This window comes from Megasphaera sueciensis (assembly GCF_050219315.1).
Classification (GTDB): Bacteria; Bacillota; Negativicutes; order Veillonellales; family Megasphaeraceae; genus Megasphaera_A; species Megasphaera_A sueciensis.
The window spans coordinates 123,791-143,764 of record NZ_CP116939.1; the positions used below are offsets into that span (position 1 = coordinate 123,791).

Annotated in this window: 17 protein-coding genes; 16 read left to right on the forward strand and 1 reads right to left on the reverse strand. The window is 40.2% G+C overall.

Translation table 11 applies throughout. The features are described 5' to 3' along the window. The first annotated feature begins 327 nt into the window (after window positions 1-327). From recJ to NXG62_RS00685, 14 genes are all read left to right on the forward strand, one after another. Window positions 328-2,322: a single-stranded-DNA-specific exonuclease RecJ gene (recJ, locus tag NXG62_RS00620; protein ID WP_427113132.1), complete on the forward strand. Its 1,995-nt coding sequence runs from the start codon at window positions 328-330 to the stop codon at window positions 2,320-2,322. Window positions 2,323-2,333: 11 nt separating this feature from the next. Beyond that, entirely contained in the window at window positions 2,334-4,535 is a 2,202-nt protein-coding gene (locus tag NXG62_RS00625; protein WP_427114295.1) for a RelA/SpoT family protein, read from the forward strand. Next, entirely contained in the window at window positions 4,532-4,981 is a 450-nt protein-coding gene (gene dtd / locus NXG62_RS00630; protein WP_427113133.1) for a D-aminoacyl-tRNA deacylase, read from the forward strand. Before NXG62_RS00625 ends, dtd begins: the two co-directional genes overlap by 4 nt. A gap of 12 nt (window positions 4,982-4,993) precedes the next feature. Next, the gene (locus NXG62_RS00635; protein ID WP_427113134.1) at window positions 4,994-5,623 is read left to right on the forward strand and encodes an MBL fold metallo-hydrolase; all 630 of its coding nucleotides are present in this window, start codon (window positions 4,994-4,996) and stop codon (window positions 5,621-5,623) included. A 5-nt stretch (window positions 5,624-5,628) separates the two neighbouring features. After that, on the forward strand, window positions 5,629-6,702 hold the full coding sequence (locus tag NXG62_RS00640; RefSeq protein WP_427113135.1) for an AI-2E family transporter: 1,074 nt from the start codon (window positions 5,629-5,631) through the stop codon (window positions 6,700-6,702). Further along, a complete protein-coding gene (locus NXG62_RS00645) occupies window positions 6,689-7,198 on the forward strand; it encodes a Fur family transcriptional regulator (protein WP_427113136.1) in 510 nt (169 codons plus the stop codon). The genes NXG62_RS00640 and NXG62_RS00645 overlap by 14 nt, the downstream gene beginning before the upstream one ends. Next, on the forward strand, window positions 7,134-8,645 hold the full coding sequence (hemZ, locus tag NXG62_RS00650; protein WP_427113137.1) for a coproporphyrinogen dehydrogenase HemZ: 1,512 nt from the start codon (window positions 7,134-7,136) through the stop codon (window positions 8,643-8,645). The genes NXG62_RS00645 and hemZ overlap by 65 nt, the downstream gene beginning before the upstream one ends. 1 nt (window position 8,646) lies before the next feature. Beyond that, window positions 8,647-9,912 carry a histidine--tRNA ligase gene (gene hisS / locus NXG62_RS00655; protein WP_427113138.1) on the forward strand — a complete coding sequence of 422 codons (1,266 nt, stop codon included), beginning with the start codon at window positions 8,647-8,649 and terminating at the stop codon, window positions 9,910-9,912. A gap of 7 nt (window positions 9,913-9,919) precedes the next feature. Beyond that, on the forward strand, window positions 9,920-11,719 hold the full coding sequence (aspS, locus tag NXG62_RS00660) for an aspartate--tRNA ligase (protein ID WP_427113139.1): 1,800 nt from the start codon (window positions 9,920-9,922) through the stop codon (window positions 11,717-11,719). Window positions 11,720-12,029: 310 nt separating this feature from the next. Further along, on the forward strand, window positions 12,030-12,851 hold the full coding sequence (locus NXG62_RS00665; protein ID WP_427114296.1) for a hypothetical protein: 822 nt from the start codon (window positions 12,030-12,032) through the stop codon (window positions 12,849-12,851). Between the two features lie 209 nt (window positions 12,852-13,060). Beyond that, the gene (locus NXG62_RS00670; protein ID WP_427113140.1) at window positions 13,061-14,740 is read left to right on the forward strand and encodes a formate--tetrahydrofolate ligase; all 1,680 of its coding nucleotides are present in this window, start codon (window positions 13,061-13,063) and stop codon (window positions 14,738-14,740) included. After that, window positions 14,741-15,361: a cyclodeaminase/cyclohydrolase family protein gene (locus NXG62_RS00675; protein ID WP_322351536.1), complete on the forward strand. Its 621-nt coding sequence runs from the start codon at window positions 14,741-14,743 to the stop codon at window positions 15,359-15,361. It begins immediately after the preceding gene. A 68-nt stretch (window positions 15,362-15,429) separates the two neighbouring features. Then, on the forward strand, window positions 15,430-16,473 hold the full coding sequence (locus tag NXG62_RS00680; protein WP_427113141.1) for a hypothetical protein: 1,044 nt from the start codon (window positions 15,430-15,432) through the stop codon (window positions 16,471-16,473). A 139-nt stretch (window positions 16,474-16,612) separates the two neighbouring features. Continuing rightward, window positions 16,613-17,149: a hypothetical protein gene (locus tag NXG62_RS00685; protein ID WP_427113142.1), complete on the forward strand. Its 537-nt coding sequence runs from the start codon at window positions 16,613-16,615 to the stop codon at window positions 17,147-17,149. A 110-nt stretch (window positions 17,150-17,259) separates the two neighbouring features. Here the strand turns inward: NXG62_RS00685 and NXG62_RS00690 are convergent, their stop codons facing one another. After that, window positions 17,260-17,523 (reverse strand): hypothetical protein, encoded by a 264-nt coding sequence (locus NXG62_RS00690; RefSeq protein ID WP_427114297.1) that lies wholly within the window; start codon window positions 17,521-17,523, stop codon window positions 17,260-17,262. A gap of 439 nt (window positions 17,524-17,962) precedes the next feature. On the opposite strand from NXG62_RS00690, the gene mmdA reads away from it, so the two are divergent. After that, window positions 17,963-19,492 carry a methylmalonyl-CoA decarboxylase subunit alpha gene (mmdA, locus tag NXG62_RS00695; RefSeq protein ID WP_427113143.1) on the forward strand — a complete coding sequence of 510 codons (1,530 nt, stop codon included), beginning with the start codon at window positions 17,963-17,965 and terminating at the stop codon, window positions 19,490-19,492. 15 nt (window positions 19,493-19,507) lie between these two features. After that, a complete protein-coding gene (locus NXG62_RS00700; protein WP_427113144.1) occupies window positions 19,508-19,954 on the forward strand; it encodes a hypothetical protein in 447 nt (148 codons plus the stop codon). Window positions 19,955-19,974 lie beyond the last annotated feature (20 nt).

A 19,974-nucleotide genomic window follows, 5' to 3' on the forward strand; every position in this document is an offset into this window, starting at 1 on the left:
AGTGCATAATATGCATGTTATGCAAAAAATAAAAGTATTCACTGCAACCAGTGAGTGAATACATTGAATTACTAAGAAGGAATGGGTTCGTTATTTTGTCGAACTCATTCCTTTTACGTTTAGCAGAACACGCGGCAGTTGCCGCGTGTTCTGTTTTATAAAAAAATAGTGAAGGTTCTACCTATGCATTCTCAAATTCATGTTTAGAATAATTCTTTTATTTTGCGTTTTCCATAGCATTTTGACTAGATAGTGAGAATGAAAAGTGGTAAAATAGAAATACGTTATTGATATTGATAGTGATTATTTGTGAGAAATGGTGGTATAATGCGTAAACGTTGGTATGTGTTGGAAAAAGATAATAATTTTATACGGGAACTAACTCAAAAATTGCACATTTCAACTGTTTTGGCGCGTGTCCTTGCTAACCGAAATATAGGTACGGTTGAGGATGCCCGCCATTTTCTTTTTGATACAATGAACGATTTAGCGGACCCTTTTCTTATGAAAGGAATGGATAAAGCGGCAGCACGGATTTCCAAAGCTATTGCCAATAAAGAACATATTGTTGTTTATGGTGATTATGATGTGGATGGTATTACGGCTACCGCGTTATTATGCAGGGTACTTCGGGATTTGGGGGCAAATCCAGCCTATTATATTCCGGCTCGACAAAGTGAAGGATATGGACTGAACGGGCATGCGCTGGAAGAATTGCGGACGAGGCGCACTGATTTGCTAATTACTGTAGATTGTGGAATTTCTTCTTTTCAGGACGTAACTGCATATCAGAAATATATGGATATTATTATAACAGACCATCATGAACCGCCGGAACATATACCACCAGCTTTTGCTGTGCTTAATCCTAAACAAGAGGGATGTACCTATCCTTGTAAAGAGCTTGCCGGAGTCGGTGTAGCTTATACTGTATGTCGGGCTTTGTGGCAGATTTTGCATAAAGAAAAACTGGAAAAATATGCGGAAATTGTGGCTCTGGGAACTATTGCTGATTTGGTTCCCCTTAGAGGAGAAAACCGTATTCTTGTAAAACAAGGACTGCAATATATGAAAGAAGGTTGTAATCTGGGACTGCAGGCATTATTGGATGTGGCATCCATACAAAAAGAAACAATAAATGCCGGACGTGTTGCTTTTACGATAGCACCGCGTCTTAATGCGTCTGGACGTATCAGCCATGCGGATAAAGGAGTACGCCTTTTGTTGGAAACTGACCGTTCGGCAGCTCATGCAGCAGCGAATGAATTAAGTGAGATGAATTGTCAGCGGCAGGAAATTGAACGGAATATAACCGAGCAAGCTTTGGAGCAAATAGAAAAAAACGGGTATGGATCTGATGGAGTATTAGTCGCTGCCGGGAATCATTGGCATGTTGGTGTTATTGGAATAGCCGCTTCACGTCTTGTAGAGCAATACTATCGGCCAGCTTTGGTAATCAGCATAAGCGATGGAATTGGCAAAGGATCCTGCCGCAGTATTGCCGGATTTAATATGTATGAATCACTGCAATATGCAGCAGACTTACTCATTCAATTTGGCGGTCATCCTATGGCGGCTGGGTTTTCTATCAAGGAGGAAAATATAAATGCGTTCCGTAATCGACTGAATGAATATGCGGCGATTCATATGAAGGCTGATGATTATATACCGACAATAGCCGTTGATATGGCACTTCCTTCTGCGTCTATATCATTACAGCTTATTGATGAACTAAGTCTTTTAGAACCTTATGGAATGGGAAACAGCCGACCTTGTTTTTCTCTTATGGATCAAAAATTGACAGAGATACGCCCTATTGGTAAAGATCGACATCATATACGTTTTTCTGTTTTGCAGGATAATGCGGGAAATTCTGCTAAATGTTTAAGCGGCGTGGGGTGGTCTATGGCGTATTTATGTGAAGAAATATTAATGGGGGATATGGTAGATATAGTATTTCAACTGGAAAAAAATACGTTTAATGGAGTGAGTTCTCCGCAGATGATATTGCAGGATATGCGCGGTCAGGCTGATGTGAACTTGCATTTAGATAGAGACGTAATGGTGGATGTTTTTAAGGAGCTACGCCGGCAATTGGATATCCGACATCTGCCGATATGGCAAATTCGACAGAAGATGATAGCTGATTTTCAAGGTATTTTAGATGGACATATAGTTTGTCTTGCCTTGCATGTATTTTTTGAAATAGGTGTTTTACTTACAGAAGATACTGCAGAAGGGCCGGTCTGCTATGTACCGCAGTTTCAACATAAAATGAGTCTTGCAGAATCACCGACTTTTATGAAATATACCCGGGGATAGGGGGCGTCATGATGGAGTTTAAAGATAAACAAGAAGCACTTAATTATTTAATAGAGACGATTCATACCTATCAACCTAATGCGGACTGTGTCGATGTGAAAAAGGCGTTTGAGTTGGCCGATAAAGCGCATGAACAACAACAGCGAGTCAGCGGTGAACCTTATATCACGCATCCCCTGGCAGTGGCACAAATACTGGCAGAATTACAGATTGATACGACGACGATTACGGCGTCTTTACTGCATGATGTGGTAGAAGATACATCCTATACGCTGGAGGATTTAACACAGGAATTTGGTTCTCAAGTGGCTTTTCTGGTTGATGGAGTTACTAAATTAAGCCGTATTGATTACCGGACAAAAGAAGATCAGCAGTTAAACAGTATGCGCAAAATGTTTTTGGCTATGGCAAAAGATGTACGCGTCGTAGTTATTAAATTGGCAGATCGTCTTCATAATATGCGCACACTCAAATACATGCGCAGTGATAAACAAAAGAGAATTGCTCAGGAAACATTGGAAATTTTTGCTCCATTAGCACACCGACTGGGAATTTTTAATATTAAATGGGAATTGGAAGATTTGTCTTTTCGCTATCTTGAACCTGATAAATATTATGATTTAGTCGATCAGATGAAACAAAAACGGCATGTTCGCGAAGAAATCGTTAATGAAGCGATTAATGTCATGCGTAAAGCATTGGAAGAGTCCCATATAAAATTTGAAATTAACGGCAGACCGAAACATTTTTACAGTATATATAAAAAAATGAAAAAAGATAACCGGGATCTTAGTCAAGTTTATGACTTATATGCTGTCCGTATTATTGTAGATACCGTACAAGATTGTTATGGAGTATTGGGAATCGTCCATAGTTTGTGGAAACCGCTGCCATATCGCTTTAAGGATTACATTGCTATGCCTAAACCCAATAATTACCAATCGCTGCACACTACCGTTATTGGAACACGGGGACAGCCCGTAGAAATACAAATCCGCACATGGGAAATGCACCGGGTTGCTGAGTATGGGGTAGCGGCACATTGGCGGTATAAAGAAGGCCATGCAAATGCCGGCAAAAATGAATTCGATGAAAAAATGGGATGGCTGCGCAACTTGCTGGAATGGCAGGATACAAGCAATCCTAAGGAATTCATGAACTCGTTGAAGCTGGATGCGTTTTCTGATGAAGTATTTGTATTTACCCCGCGAGGCGATGTGATCGATATGCCGCAAGGAGCGATTCCTATTGATTTTGCTTATCGTATTCATACCGATGTGGGGCATCGCTGCGTTGGAGCAAAAATTAACAGTAAAATTGTACCATTGAATACGCCGTTAAAAAATGGCGATATCATTGAAATTATAACTTCTAAGAATGGAAAACCCAGTTTAGATTGGCTTAATATTGTAGGGAGTTCAGAAAGCCGTTCAAAAATACGAAGTTGGTTTAAAAAAGAAAATCGTGAAGAAAATATGGCTAAAGGGGCAGAAGCCTTGGAACGGGAGTGTAAACGACTGAATCATGATTGGAAAGTATTGAATAAAGCAGGACGTTTAGCTAGAGTGGCCAAGCAAATGAACGCTGGGTCGGAGGATGATCTGCTGGCGGCTGTAGGATATGGCGGCTTTGCCGTTAATACAGTACTAATTAAGCTGCTCGACTTACATAAAAAAGATAGACAGAAAGAAGAAGAAAAAAATAGTCATACCGCTGTTGTTGAAAAACTTCGTCCGAGAAAGCCATTAAACAAGAGTGGTACGGGAATTCTTGTCAAAGGCGAATCGGGTCTGCTTGTGAGATTGGCTAAATGCTGCAGTCCTGTTCCCGGAGATCCGATTATTGGATTTATCACCCGAGGCAGAGGGGTTTCTGTACATCGTGCCGATTGTCCCAGTATTACAAATAACCAGGAAGATATAGATCGTTTAATTGATGTAGAATGGGACTATGATGGCAAGGAAATGTTTGAAGTTAATATGGAAATCGTAGCATATGACAGAACGGGCGTGATGGCGGATATTATGGCTACATTAGCCGAGATGAAGATATCCATACTCAATGTCAATGCGAAAGTAAACGACACAAAAACTGTTACCGTTCATTTGGGAATCAGCATCAAAGATTTGGCTCAATTTGAATTTATTGCAACAAAGATACGCCGTCTTAAAGATGTGTATACGGTACAGCGATATACGGGAGGTGCTATATGAGAGCTGTTATACAGCGCACGTTGTCGTCTCAGGTTATTTCGGAAGGGATACAAACAGGTAAAGCTGGATTTGGTCTTACTGTTCTTCTTGGCGTGGGGAAGGAAGATGGAGAAGAAGATGTACAATATATGGCAGATAAAATTACAAATCTGCGTGTTTTTGAAGATGACCAGGGAAAAATGAATCGTTCTCTTATGGATGTTGGCGGTGATATGCTGGTAATATCACAGTTTACACTGTATGGGGATGTACGTCACGGAAGGCGACCGGGATTTGATCAAGCGGCTCCGCCCGTAATGGCGGAAGCTTTATATGAAAATTTTGTTGCTGCTGTTCGTCGTTGCGGGATTTCTGTTGGTACGGGTGTGTTTCGTACAGAGATGGTCGTAACTCTTGCCAATCACGGACCTGTTACCATACTGATAGATAGCAAAAAGAAATTTTAGGAGGTATATGTGATGAAAATACTAACAATGCAGCTGGGCCCTATTGAAACAAATTGTTACATTGTTTATGATGAGGATACGAGGGAAGCTATGGTCATAGATCCGGCATGGGACTATGAACGCATAGACAAAGCGCTGACAGATCATGACCTTACTATTAAAAAAATATTTTTGACGCATGGACATGCGGACCATATTGGAGCCTTGCAGGAATTGCGGAATCATAAAAATGTTCCCGTATACGTTAGTAAAAAAGATAGCGGATTAATTCAGAACTCCAAGAATAATCTTTCTATGTTTATGGGCAAAAAAATTGAATGTGCATCACCGGAATATACGGTTTCTGATGGAGATACAATCCGTGTCGGAAGTACAGTTTTTACAGTCTATGAAACACCGGGACATACACCCGGTGGTGTGTGTTTATATGGCGGCGGGGTTGTATTTTCCGGTGATACGTTGTTTCAGTATTCTATTGGTCGTACAGATTTATATGGAGGTTCATATGAACAGCTTATTGCCAGTATCGAAACAAAACTGATGCCTTTGCCTGACGATACGATTGTGCTTCCCGGACATGGCCCTAGTACGACAATTGGTGATGAACGGCATGGCAATCCGTATCTTGAAGGCAGGGGATGAGTTATATGATCAGAGAATCGCAATTTTGGCTGCGTATTGTTGTTGCCGTTTTTGCTGTCTGGATCTTTATTTCTGTACATGCTGTGTACTGGCCTGTCATAGTATCACTTATTATTACTTTTATCCTCATCCCTGTTCGGGATGCAGTATTGAAGGGGGTGCAGCGCCTTACTGGACGGAGAATTCCTGTCGATGCGGCTATTTTGATTTCTTTTGTAGTTCTTATTTTAGCGCTTGTCGGAATTACGAACAGTGTTTTGCATCCGCTGGTGATACAGGTCAACTTATTAGCAGCCAATTTTCAAAATTTGGTGGATAAAACGGCTGCGTTGGTTATGAACTTTGAAAACTCTCAGACGCAGCTGTATATACCGGACCAAGTAAAAGGCATTATTAATGATTTCTTAGTCAAGATTGGCAATTATGGTATAGATGGAGTAACTAACCTTGTTAAGTCAGTATTTGCTATTGCTGGAACGGTAATTGAGTTTTTTGTTGTTCCTATTATAACTTTTTACTTTATGAAGGACGGATCAAAGATGGTGGATTGTTTTGTTCATCTTTATCCTGAGGAATATCGTCTGCAGCTGGATGTATTATTTGATGAAGTAGATCGGGTATTAAGTTCTTATATCCGCGGACAGCTTATTATGAGTTGTATTATATCTTTGTTAACTTTTATAGGAATGTGGATTATGGGGGTCCCTTATCCCATGGTTATTGCTCTATTGGCGGCGGTTACTGAATGGATTCCGATTATTGGACCTATTGTTGGGGCAATCCCGGCAATTTTATTAGGGGCTTTGGTCAGTCCGGCATTAGCCGCCAAGGTTTTGATTTTCTATATCATTATTCAGCAGATTGACAGTCATCTCATAATGCCGCAGGTTATGGGGGCGGTTATTAGTCTTCATCCTGTTGCGATTGTTATTGCTTTGCTTATGGGAGGAACCTTGTTCGGTATTCAAGGAATGATTTTGACTGTACCGATTACGGCAGTTTTACAAATTATTTGTAAGCATTTATGGTTCTATAATACTTATAAAACAAAGGCGATGAATTTTTATGGAAAAAACTAAAGCGGATATTATGAATGTAATGATGAAACGAATGAAAGATAAAATTAAGGATAAAAAATATAAAATGACTTCGCAGCGGCAGGTTATCCTGCGTGCATTTGTGGAAAGCTCGGAAAATCATTTGAGTGCAGAGGATGTATATGAACGTGTGAAAAAAACAGCACCCGATATCGGATTGGCAACTGTATATAGAACATTGGATTTGTTTACGGAAATGGACTTGTTGAAAAAACTCGATTTTGATGAAGGGTGCAGTCGGTATGAGTTAAATGACCGAGAAGAAGATGGACATTTTCATCATCATTTAATTTGTCTGGGATGTGGCAAGGTGCGTGAATGCCGTGATGACTTACTGGAAACATTGGAAACCATTTTGCAAAAACAACTTCACTTTCAAACGGTAGATCACCAGTTAAAGGTTTATGGGTATTGTGAAAATTGCCAAAAAAAGCGGGCAGACGAAGCCCGTAAATCTAAAGCTGCAAATAATGGATGAACAAGGATATCGCTATAAGGGACCGGAAGGATACCATTCCTTTATTGGTCAGGTAATGGCTCATCTTGGTTATGTCGGTGGCTATGAAACGGGAAATATAGGTGCTCATATCCTTCTTTCCGATGAGAATGGCATCATTGATTTGACTTGTGTGTTTATACGGGATGACAAAAAATGGAAATCCCGGGCTTCGATTATACGATGCGGACATACTCGTGAAGATATAAAAAATTGTCTGATACATTGGCATGAGCGCTTTACTGGCAATAAAACGGGGCCATGGGGAACCCTTATGGGAGTACGTCCGACAAAACTGGTACATCATTTTTTTGATAGGGGATTCGGGGATAAAGAGATAATAACGATACTGCAGCAGCAGTATCGTGTAGAAAAGGAGATGGCTGAACGGCTCGTGCATATGTCACGGCTGCAACGTCCCTTTGTAATGGAACCGAGGAATCATGTTGCACTCTATGTAGGAATTCCGTATTGTTCCAGCCATTGTCTGTATTGCTCCTTTCCATCACGGCTTGTTGGAAAGGAAGAAGAGGCTGGTCTGCAAGCATTTTCAAAGGCGTTGGAAACCGATTTGCAGGATTTAAATAAGCTTTGCAGACAATACTCTCTAACTGTGGATACCATTTATATAGGAGGCGGAACCCCTACGTGCCTTCCGATTGCTATTTTAAAGGATATTATCCAATCTGTTGCTGCCAATTTTAGCCCGGTCCAGGAATGGACTGTAGAAGCTGGCCGTCCGGATACGGCAACAAAAGAGAAGCTTGCATTACTGCGGCAATATGGTGTAGACCGCATTAGTGTTAATCCGCAAACGATGCAGCAGCGAATATTGGATGTATTGGGGCGTCATCACCGGGTGGAAGATATTTATACTATGTTCAATAACTGTCGCGATCTGGGATTTTCGGTTATTAATATGGATTTCATTGCGGGTCTGCCTGTTCAAAATGTAAAAGATATGCAGGAAAATATGGAAATAGTTTGCCAACTATGGCCGGAAAATGTTACAATTCATACGTTAGCATTAAAAAAAAGGGCCCCTTTATTTCATCATCCGCTGAGAGATAGGATACCATCTCAGGAGGAAGTGACAAAAATGTTGGAATATTGTGATGCAAGACTTGTTGAAAAAGGATATATACCTTATTATATGTATCGTCAAAAATACATGGCGGCTAGTTTTGCTAATGTCGGCTATGCTTTTTCTGATGCCATCGGAAAATACAATATTCAAATGATGGAAGAAAGACAAACTGTATTGGCAGCAGGTCCCGGCGGAGCAACTAAATTCATTAATTTGCCGGAACACCGCTTAGAAAAATTATACATGCCCAAGGAAGTTAACGCATACATGGCGTCGTTGGAGGAAAAAATGCAGCTGCGCCGCAAATTATGTACATATATATATGGAAGAGAGGATAGATAAAATGGCAATTACGGCACCAAGAGGCACACAGGATTTTTTGCCGGAACAGATGGAAGATTGGCAGCTTCTGGAACAAAAAATTCGTCAAATTTGTTCATATTATGGATTTGGTGAAATTCGTACTCCTATCTTTGAAAATACAGAACTGTTTTTGCGTGGTATAGGGGAAACGACAGATGTTGTAACCAAAGAGATGTATACTTTTGATGATCGGGGCGGGAGATCCATGACGCTGCGTCCGGAAAACACAGCATCTGTTGTACGAGCTTATTTGGAGCATAAGATTTATGCGGAACAGCAGGTTCAGAAGTTTTTCTATATAGGGCCGATGTTTCGGCATGATCGGCCTCAGGCCGGAAGATATCGGCAGTTTCATCAATTTGGGGTAGAAGAAATTGGCTCGCAGGATCCGGCAGTAGATGCAGAAATTATTGCTATGGCATTTCAACTCTTTCGGGAATTAGGATTAAATGATCTTGTATTGCATTTAAATTCTGTAGGGTGTCCTAAATGTCGTCCGATTTATCGCCAGAAACTTCTTGATTTTTTTTCTGATAAAAAAGATATGCTTTGCGAAAATTGTCTGGCACGGCTTGATAAAAATCCTTTGCGTGTGTTGGATTGTAAAGAAGAAGGGTGTAAAAAAGCGGCTGTTGGCGTTCCTGAGATTACCGATAATCTTTGTGATGAATGCAAAGAACATTTTGATGCAGTTCAGAATTATCTTACGAAAATTGGGATTCCTTTTGAGCTGGATACCCGGCTTGTCAGAGGACTCGACTATTATACAAAGACGGCCTTTGAAATTATGTATGCACCGCTGGGTGCGCAGAGTACGGTCTGCGGCGGCGGCCGATACGATGGTCTTGTTGAAGAAATGGGAGGACCCTCCACTCCGGGTATCGGTTTTGCCGTAGGAATGGAACGCTTACTGCTCACCCTGCAGCAGCAGAATCTCTTGCAGCGACCAGAAAAAAAACGTCCGATATATATTGTTGCATTGGGGGATGCGGCGCGTATTGCTGCGTTTGACCTGCAGCAGCAACTGAGGGGACGGCATTTCTATACAGAAATCGATCTTATGGGACGCAGCATGAAAGGACAGATGAAGTACGCTAATAAAATCAGTGCTGCATATACCGTGATTATCGGTGACAATGAATTGCTGCAAGGAGAAGCCCAAGTTCGTAATATGGAAACAAAAGAACAAATCGCTGTTCCATTAGATGGAGTAGCAGCATATATGGAAGCACAGAAGAAAGGATGACAAAGTAATGGATACAATGGAAGGGTTGAGCCGCAGTCATTATTGCGGAGAAGTTACGGAAGCAGAAAAAGGCAAGGAAGTTATATTATGCGGCTGGGTAGAACGTCGTCGTGATCATGGCGGATTAATTTTTATCGATTTGCGTGATCGTACAGGTGTTATCCAGGTTGTTGCATCACCGGATTATGAAGAACAATCATTTAAAAAAGCAGAACAAGTACGAACAGAATATGTACTTGCTATTCGTGGCGAAGTTCGCATGCGTGATGAAGAAACCGTTAATCAAAAGATGCCTACAGGCACAATTGAAGTACGTTGTGATGAAATGCGCATTTTAAATTCTTCTAAGACGCCGCCTTTCTATATTGAAGATAATGTAGATGTAGATGAAAGCATTCGTTTGAAATACCGGTATTTAGATCTTCGCCGTCCGGAAATGCAGAAGAATCTTATTATGCGTCATCGTGTAAAACATGCTATGCGTGAATTTTTAGATAAGAACGGTTTTTTTGAAATCGAAACTCCGGAACTTTGTAAAAGTACACCGGAAGGGGCCCGCGATTATCTTGTACCGAGCCGTGTAAATCCAGGAAAATTTTATGCATTGCCGCAATCTCCTCAGTTATTTAAACAACTCTTGATGATTTCCGGCATGGATCGGTATTTTCAGATTGCCCGCTGTTTCCGTGATGAAGATCTGCGTGCGGATCGCCAACCAGAATTTACACAACTTGACATGGAAATGTCTTTTATGAGTCAAGAACAAATTCTTCAGTTAACAGAACAACTGATGCATTATATTTTTAAAGAAGTACTGGGACATGATATACAATTACCTATTCAGCGTATTACATGGGATTACGCTATGGAATATTATGGTTCCGACAAACCGGATTTACGGTTTGATATGAAATTCACAGATATTACAGAACTTGTCCGAGGTACAGAATTCAAGGTATTCCGCAGTGTTATTGAAAAAGGGGGACAGGTTAAGGCAATCAATGTAAAAGGGTATTCACAAATTCCCCGCCGTGAATTAGACGGACTTGTTGAATATGTCGGACACTATGGGGCGAAGGGATTAGCATGGATTTGCTTTACACCTGATGGAATCAAATCACAGGTCATGAAATTCCTGGGTGAAGATACGATTCAGGCAATTGGCGCAGCCTGTGGATCGGAAACAGGAGATTTGGTTCTCATGATTGCCGATAAACCAGCTGTTGTAGCTGCCGCACTAGGGGAACTTCGTAAAGAAATGGCACGGCGTACTCATCTTATAGATGAAAATAAATTTGCATTCACCTGGGTACTTGATTTCCCGATGTTTGAATATAATGAAGAAGAAAAACGGTATGTTGCCATGCATCATCCGTTTACAGCACCTCGTGATGAAGATTTGGATAAATTGGAAACGGATCCGGGTCATGTATATGCTAAAGCCTATGACCTTGTTCTCAATGGAGTTGAATTGGGTGGCGGCAGTTTGCGTATTTACCAGCAGGATATTCAACAGCGTGTTTTCAAGGCGATTGGCTTGACACCGGAAGATGCAAATGAAAAATTTGGCTTCTTACTCCGGGCATTTGAATACGGAGCTCCGCCGCATGGCGGTCTGGCTTTTGGACTTGATCGTATGATTATGCTTATGTTGAAGAGAAAATCTATTCGTGATGTTATTGCATTTCCGAAAACGCAGAATGCTATTGATCAAATGAGTGAAGCTCCGGGAGAAGTAGCTGTAAAACAATTGCGTGAACTCCATATCCGCATCAATGCAGAAGATAAGAATTTAGTTAAAAAATAACGGAATATATAGTAACCAGAATGTTAGAAATAAAAATGGCCAGTGGAAAAAACACTGAAATTTATAAAAAGGTACCGGCAGCTCGGTACCTTTTTTTGAAAAGTGGTACGCATCCTGTTGCGGAGATAATTCAAATTTCTGGGATTTGTCATGGGGAAAGAACCGAGCGGAAGAAAAACACAGTTATGTATTAACTGAATGAGAATGGGCATTTCAATCAATGTTATTCTGTAATATACAGTAATTATTTCGCTGCAGGGAAGAGATGCTTCTCTGGCAACGTAGTCGTCTTGAAAAGAGAGAATATGTGATGAAAACTATACATTATGTATTAGCAGATCCGAGTGGGAATACAACTGTATTTGTATTAGACTCGGCAGCAGCCGGAGAACGTGCTGTTTTAGCTGCCAAAATCCTCCGTTCTGATTCTATTGAAGCAGAACAAGTAGGTTTTCTTGCAATAAATAAGATAAAGCATGATTTTGATTTGCGTGTAGATATGATGGGGGGCGAATTTTGCGGCAATGCCGCTCGTTCAGCCGCTGCCTATGCAGCTATGGTAGAAGGTGCGGAAAAAGGTGAATATATGATTTCATGTTCCGGCTGTATGGAAATTTTGAAGGCAAGCGTTCATCAACGGGCAGCAGGCGTGTATGATGCTTCTATTGAAATGCCTCTACCGCAGTCTGTAGATGCAGTTATTATTGACATAGACGGAGCTCCCTGCCGATTTTTTCGAGTCGTCCTTCCCGGCATTGTTCATTTTGTTTTTATAGGAAAAGGAGCAGCAGCAGTCAACAGGAATATTTTCTGGCGGGCTGTTAAAACGTATGTATCCGATGAAAACTATGCTGCTTATGGTCTTATTCTTCTTGATCCGACAATATGGAAAATGATTCCTGCCGTTTATGTAAAAGACACCCATACACTATATTGGGAACATAGCTGTGGTTCCGGATCTGCCGCGGCTGCGGCTGCGATAGCCTATATGGGGAATCGAAATATTGCTGTCAAGCTGCAGCAACCTGGCGGAGTAATAGCCGCGGCTGCGGTTGTTGTAAAAGGAGAACTTCAGCGTGTTATGATTGGCGGAGAAGTAAAATTGGAAACAGAAAAAATTATAGAGGTATAACGAATCGGTATAAAACAGGTGGAAATAATTCTTTTATATAAAAGATAAAAAGAATCATTTTTTCTGTTTTGCTGTTGCCTGGGAATGATAGGAGATGTTTGATTGTTTCTATACAGACCTATTGTTTTGTTTTATAATAATAAAATAGTAAGAATATATCATGCAGCTCTAGAAGCTGCTAATTTTATGAACAGGGGTGGATGCATATCATGAGCAAGGTATTAAGCGATATTGAAATTGCACAGCAATCTAATTTGGAACCAATCGTAAAAATTGCCGAAAAATGCGGCCTAAAAGAAGATGATTTGGAACTATATGGAAAATATAAAGCCAAAATTTCTTTTGGTGCTATTAAACGATTATCTGCAAAAGAAGATGGCAAACTAGTTTTGGTGACCGCTATCAATCCAACTCCGGCAGGAGAAGGAAAGTCTATGACAACTATTGGTCTTGGCCAAGCACTAAATAAATTAGGACATAAAACAATGATCGCTCTGCGGGAACCTTCTCTTGGCCCTGTATTTGGTATTAAAGGAGGTGCTGCCGGTGGCGGATACTCCCAGGTGCTTCCTATGGAAGATATTAATTTGCATTTTACAGGTGATATGCATGCCATTACGGCGGCAAATAATTTGCTGGCTGCAGCTATTGATAACCATGTTCATCAAGGAAATTCCCTTAAAATTGATGTGCGCCGTATTATTTGGAAACGTGTGATGGATATGAATGATCGGGCACTGCGAGGCATTGTTGTCGGACTTGGCGGTAAGGTTTGCGGATTTCCCAGAGAAGATCATTTCATGATAACTGTAGCATCCGAAATTATGGCGATTCTCTGCTTAGCACATGATCTTATGGATCTTAAAAAGAGAATGGGAGATATTATTGTAGCCTATAATTTAGAAGGTAAGCCTGTCACAGCCCGTGATCTTCAAGTCGATGGCGCAATGGCAATTTTAATGAAAGATGCAATCAAGCCCAACCTCGTACAAACGACGGAAAATACGCCCGCGTTGGTCCATGGAGGTCCTTTTGCTAATATTGCGCATGGCTGCAATTCTGTTGTGGCTACAAAATTAGCAATGAAAATGGGAGATATTACCGTTACGGAAGCCGGTTTCGGTGCTGATCTGGGGGCGGAAAAATTTTTGGACATAAAATGCCGTTTTGCCGGTATTAAACCGGATGCAGTTGTTATTGTCGCAACTATTCGGGCTTTGAAGATGCATGGCGGTGTTAAGAAAACAGATTTGACGGAAGAAAATCTGGAAGCGTTAAGAAAAGGATTTGCTAATTTGGCTAAGCATGTAGAAAATATGCGTAAATTCGATGTACCTGTTTTGGTCAGTATCAATAAATTTATTACAGATACAAAAGCAGAAATTAGTCTTCTTAAGAAACTTTGTGAAAACTTTGGTGTTGATGTTGCATTAAATGACTGCTGGGCAAAAGGCGGCGAAGGCGGTATTGAAATGGCGGAACATGTACTGGAACTTATGAAAACAGAAAAGACACCGTATAAGCCTATTTATGATGAAAAAGATACTATTCCTCATAAGGTTGAAGCTATTGTCAAGGAAATATATGGGGGAGATGGCGTTATATTTGAAACAGCCGCCCAGAAACAAGTTACAGAATTAGAACACTTAGGTCTTGATAAAATGCCTGTTTGTATTGCTAAAACGCAATATTCTTTATCAGATGATCCAGAACTTCTCGGACGTCCGTCAGGGTTTAAAATAACGATTAAAGATGTCCGGATTTGTTCTGGCGCAGGATTTATTGTTTGTCAAACTAGTAATATTATGACTATGCCTGGTTTGCCGAAGGTACCGGCTGCTAATAGAATGGATATTGATGAAAATGGTGTTATTACGGGGTTGTTCTAAGTGGCAAATGAGAAATTATGTGATATGACGGTAAGAGAGCTGTTAGCCGCTACGGCTTCCCGTGCTCCGGCGCCCGGCGGCGGCGGTATTGCTGCTATGACAGCGGCGGCGGCAGCGGCATTACTGGAAATGGTTGCAAACCTTACTATTGGAAAAAAAGGATATGAACAAGCTGCGGCAGATATGCAGCATATCAAACTGCAGTGTGAACGGATACGGGAATATTGCCTTACTGCGATTGACGCAGATGCAGAGGCGTTTCGTTCTGTTATTGCTGCGCTTCGCTTATCCAAAGACAGGCCGGAACGGCCAGAAAAAATCCAGCAGGCTTTTAAAGAAGCAGCTCAAGTTCCCTATGAGCTGAGTACACAGATATTTATTATTCTTGAACTATCCCAAAATGTTATCCGCAATGGTAATTCATGGGCTCTTACAGATGCAGCTATTTCTGTTTTACAAGCCAGAGCGGCTATGCGCAGTGCTTTTTATAGTGTTAAAGTCAATTTATCATCCATCAAGGACCCACAATTTATAGAAGTGATGGAACAGGCTATGTTGGAGCTTGATAGAAGAGCAGAAGTTATTGAGCAGGAAGTTTTGAACGTTTATGACCATCGGTAACCGAACAAAATCTGATGGGGATAGTTGCCGAAGCTAAATATGATAAGGGTAATATTACAGGAGATCTCATGCATATATTAGGACAAGAAAAACGAACATTTCCTATTGCTGGTAGTATTTTTATTGTAGTTGTTCTGCTTTTGAGTTATTTTTTCTATTATACAAAGACTCCTGCATATTCGATATATATTGTTCAAAAAGCTATAGAACAGCATGATTGGGAAACTTTTGCAGACCATGTTGATACAGACCATGTTTTATCATCTGCTTTTGATGATATATTAGAAGAAAGCAGATCCGATGCCGAAGCAGCCAATATGGCCAAGAACTTAACAGAACCTTTTCTTCAGATATTGAAGCCGGGACTGGTTGATTCTCTGCAGGATTGTCTGCATGATTATATAGAAGCAGGAAATTACGAAACAAATTTGCAGGATATGGACATTCGGCAGCGCCTGAATTTGGAAGATATGAAAAAGGATACGGATTTAAATTTTGTTCGATATAAAAATGTATTATATACAAAAAAAAGTGACAATGGAGATCCTGTTGTTGGTATTGTTGTTACGGATTCTGTGTTGAAACAGTCGTTTGTTTTGGATTTGGCGATGCGGAAAAATCTGGACGGTTCTTGGAAGATTATAAAAATTCTTAATCTTAAAGAATATATTCGAGCTATTAAAAAGGCACGACAGGAAAAACTTCAAGTTTTAAATACAGGTATCCGGCAAAAAATTGATTCGGTAGCTGAGCGGGGATACACAACCGTGAAAATTGTGTCTGATGGGGTATCGGGACAGCGGAAATCCCTGCAAATTCATGCGCAGCTTACTTTGCACGGCAGTAAACCGATTCAGTCTGTTTCCGGTAAAGCGTATGCTAGGACTGCGGATGGACAGCAATTGCAATTTCCTTTTTTGATTGAGCGGGGAACTGTGGAACAACTTCAACAAACGATAGATATTGTATCGGATCTTAATCCGTTCCTTCCTAAAGAACGAGCTTTTACTATGAACGGAGCGGAGATTCATTCTTGGATTATCGTTAACTGTATTAGGTATGCTGATGGTACAGAATTAAAAAACTATGAAGAACTCCCTGATACTATGTAACATACCATATATACGTATGAAATATGGAGATTAGATTTTATATAAGATAAGATATTGTATGAAAAAATCCATGCATGTTTTACATGCATGGATTTTTTCATATGGATATAGTAATATATAATTATGGAGATTATTTTTAATGGAAATACATCAGGGAGAAAATAGTATGCTTAATAAAAAAGGGCAAGGACTGACGGAATATGGAATTATTTTTCTTCTCATCGTGGGAATCGGTTTTTTATCTGTCTTTTATATAAATAATAATGAAAGGGGTATCTATTCCGCGGTGTCATCTAAATTGCGATCTATGGCCGGAAACAACGAAAATTATGATACGGATGAAACAACGATTGTAGCAGGACAAAAGGTTACTTTTACTACATTAACCGTTCAGGGCAAAGATAGGATATATAGAGTTGCCTGGTTTTTAGATGATAAAGGACAGCGAGTTTATTTTCCCTACAGGGATACTAACGGATTACATGATACCTCGGATTTACAAGGTATTCATTGGGGACATGATTATACTGTTGAACATGAAAGCGATGGAGGCATGTCTACTTATTTTCGAAGTACAGATGGAGCATACTATAAGATTACGGATTATAGTAATAGTGAAACGAAAATATCGAAATATGAAGGAATTCCCGATTCTCGTTATATTCGTACTCCGTAACGAAGAATACTGATTTATGCATCAGGATGTATTATATATATTGAATAAAAACAGCCGGGATAAAAATTTTATCTCGACTGTTTTTCTATATGCAATTTTTATAACTGCATTTAGATATCACGTGTCCATAAAGATGCCATCGCGGGTCCGCCGCCTACACATAGAAAAGCACATCCCGTCTTGTAATCTTGGCGCTGCATTTCATATAGCATAGTAACAATGATCCGCAATGCGGAACATCCTACAGGATGTCCTAAGGCGATACCGGAACCATTTACATTTGTACGATTCATGTCTATTTCATAACCGTATTCTTCTTTGAGTTTGCGGCAGATTCCTAAAAATTGAGCGGAAAAATAACAAGTAATAACAATTGATAATTATAGATAATATATTAAAAATAAATAGCAGATAAGAGGTATTAGTCTGCAGTATATATGGAAAATTTATTATTATAGATTTTTGTTATCTATAGGGTGTGTGATATAATATAATGTACCGAAAATATTATTGAAGCATAGAGATTCTAAATAATTTGCTATTTTATTGGGATAAAAAGAGTATGTATATATTTTAGGATGCGATGTAGTATTTACAGTGTATTGAGGAGGGATGTAGCATAAGATATGCAATAATAAATTTGTAAACGTTAAAAATCAAGACTGATATATATGGTGTATTATGCGATGTAAGGGGCAAGTGTTACTATAGAAGGCGTATCATAATATAGTATGAAATGATGAAGGATAATGAAAAAAAAATTGTTTCATGATATAATAAGTAATTGTGTGAAAGACGTAATGGAGGTGTATTATGGCTACAGTTCAAGAAAAGATTGACCTTCTCCATCAGAAAATTGCAAAAATTGAGATGGGTGGAGGGCAAAAACGTATTGATAAGCAACACGAAAATGGTAAGATGACGGCCCGCGAACGTCTCTTTAAGTTATTTGATGACGGAAGTTTTACTGAAATAAGTCAGTTTATTAAACACCGCTGCACGAATTTTAATATGCAGGATAAGAATTTACCCGGTGATGGTGTAGTGACCGGGTATGGCACGGTAAAAGGCCGGCTTGTTTTTGCTTACGCGGAAGATTTTACCGTGGAAGGCGGGTCGTTAGGAGAAATGCATGCCCACAAAATTGTTCAGGTACAGCAGATGGCGATGAAAATGGGGGCACCTATTATCGGTATTAATGATTCAGGCGGAGCACGTATTCAAGAAGGAGTAGATGCTTTGTCGGGGTTTGGCCGTATTTTTATGAGTAATACATCGGCTTCCGGTGTTATTCCTCAAATTTCTGTTATTATGGGACCTTGTGCGGGCGGTGCCGTATATAGCCCCGCTTTGACAGACTTTATTTTTATGGTAAAAAAGACTAGCAATATGTTTATTACGGGACCGGCGGTTATTAAATCGGTAACGGCCGAAGAAGTAACATCAGAAGAATTAGGCGGAGCGATGACTCATAATTCTATTTCTGGAGTAGCTCATTTTATTGCAGAAGATGAAGAAGATTGCATTAATCAAATAAAATATCTTCTTGCATTCCTACCCAGTAATAATATGGAGGAAGCGCCTTTGGTGGAAACCGGAGATGATCCGCAGCGTCAAGATGAGTCGCTTAACTCGATTATACCTGACAGCAGCAATATGCCGTATGATATGCTGGATATTATTAAATCCAGTGTAGATAACGGGGAAATATACCAAGTGCTGGAAAACTATGCGCAAAATATTATTACTTGTTTTGCCCGCTTTGATGGACAATCAGTCGGTATCATTGCCAATCAGCCAAAATGGCTGGCAGGATGCCTTGATATCAATGCATCCGATAAAGCCGCACGATTTATCCGATTCTGTGATGCTTTTAATATTCCTATTGTGACATATGTGGATGTTCCGGGATTTTTACCGGGTACGACACAGGAATATGGAGGGATTATCCGCCATGGTGCTAAAATGCTCTATGCGTATTGTGAAGCAACAGTACCTAAGGTCACGGTCATTGTTCGTAAAGCTTATGGTGGTGCTTACATTGCGATGTGCTGCCGGGAGCTTGGAGCGGATATGGTGTTTGCATGGCCTACTGCTGAAATTGCGGTTATGGGACCTGATGGAGCGGCAAATATTATTTTTAAAAATGATCCGGAAAAAGAACAGAAAAAGCAGGAATATATCGAAGAATTTTCTACGCCTTATAAAGCTGCTGAACATGGTTATGTCGATTGTGTTATTGAACCGAAGGCAACCCGTCCGCGCATCATAGATGCCTTGGCGATGCTGGCCAGCAAAAGAGAAGAACGGCCGGCTAAGAAACATGGCAATATGCCGTTATAAGGAGGAGTGACGTATATGATAGAATTGACGTCTTTAACGTCACTGGCATTTTTGAGTAAGGTTCTTGTTATCTGGGCGGTAGTTATTTTGGCATTTGTTATTGTTGTTGTACGGCATATAAAAAAGATTACAATCGATATAGCTGTACTCCAGCAAGAAAATGAAAACTTGCGGGTTCGTCTGGAAAAAATGGAAAAAAATGAAGAAGCAAAACCTGAAGTTTCAAAAAAAATGGTGAATGTACCGAAAAACTCAAGTATACTGCAGGAGTCATCTGCTTTTAACGTAAAACCGATTACTGTACATAATGAAACAGCGGCGTTGCCCCCCGAAATCGTTGCCGCTATTACCGCTGCTATTACCGCATGCGGGTATCCGCCGTCGGCGATTCGTTCCATTAAACCGGAACGTCAGCGGACCAGCAATTGGATTATGGCTGCACGTATGATTGGCATGAGATAATATACGACAAATTCTTTCAG

Bases quoted from the DNA above. Each gene is read 5' to 3' on its own strand.
- recJ (WP_427113132.1), top strand. From the start codon at position 328: ATGCGTAAACGTTGGTATGTGTTGGAAAAAGATAATAATTTTATACGG.
- NXG62_RS00625 (WP_427114295.1), top strand. From the start codon at position 2,334: ATGGAGTTTAAAGATAAACAAGAAGCACTTAATTATTTAATAGAGACG.
- dtd (WP_427113133.1), top strand. From the start codon at position 4,532: ATGAGAGCTGTTATACAGCGCACGTTGTCGTCTCAGGTTATTTCGGAA.
- NXG62_RS00635 (WP_427113134.1), top strand. From the start codon at position 4,994: ATGAAAATACTAACAATGCAGCTGGGCCCTATTGAAACAAATTGTTAC.
- NXG62_RS00640 (WP_427113135.1), top strand. From the start codon at position 5,629: ATGATCAGAGAATCGCAATTTTGGCTGCGTATTGTTGTTGCCGTTTTT.
- NXG62_RS00645 (WP_427113136.1), top strand. From the start codon at position 6,689: ATGGAAAAAACTAAAGCGGATATTATGAATGTAATGATGAAACGAATG.
- hisS (WP_427113138.1), top strand. From the start codon at position 8,647: ATGGCAATTACGGCACCAAGAGGCACACAGGATTTTTTGCCGGAACAG.
- aspS (WP_427113139.1), top strand. From the start codon at position 9,920: ATGGATACAATGGAAGGGTTGAGCCGCAGTCATTATTGCGGAGAAGTT.
- NXG62_RS00665 (WP_427114296.1), top strand. From the start codon at position 12,030: ATGAAAACTATACATTATGTATTAGCAGATCCGAGTGGGAATACAACT.
- NXG62_RS00670 (WP_427113140.1), top strand. From the start codon at position 13,061: ATGAGCAAGGTATTAAGCGATATTGAAATTGCACAGCAATCTAATTTG.
- NXG62_RS00680 (WP_427113141.1), top strand. From the start codon at position 15,430: ATGCATATATTAGGACAAGAAAAACGAACATTTCCTATTGCTGGTAGT.
- NXG62_RS00685 (WP_427113142.1), top strand. From the start codon at position 16,613: ATGGAAATACATCAGGGAGAAAATAGTATGCTTAATAAAAAAGGGCAA.
- mmdA (WP_427113143.1), top strand. From the start codon at position 17,963: ATGGCTACAGTTCAAGAAAAGATTGACCTTCTCCATCAGAAAATTGCA.
- NXG62_RS00700 (WP_427113144.1), top strand. From the start codon at position 19,508: ATGATAGAATTGACGTCTTTAACGTCACTGGCATTTTTGAGTAAGGTT.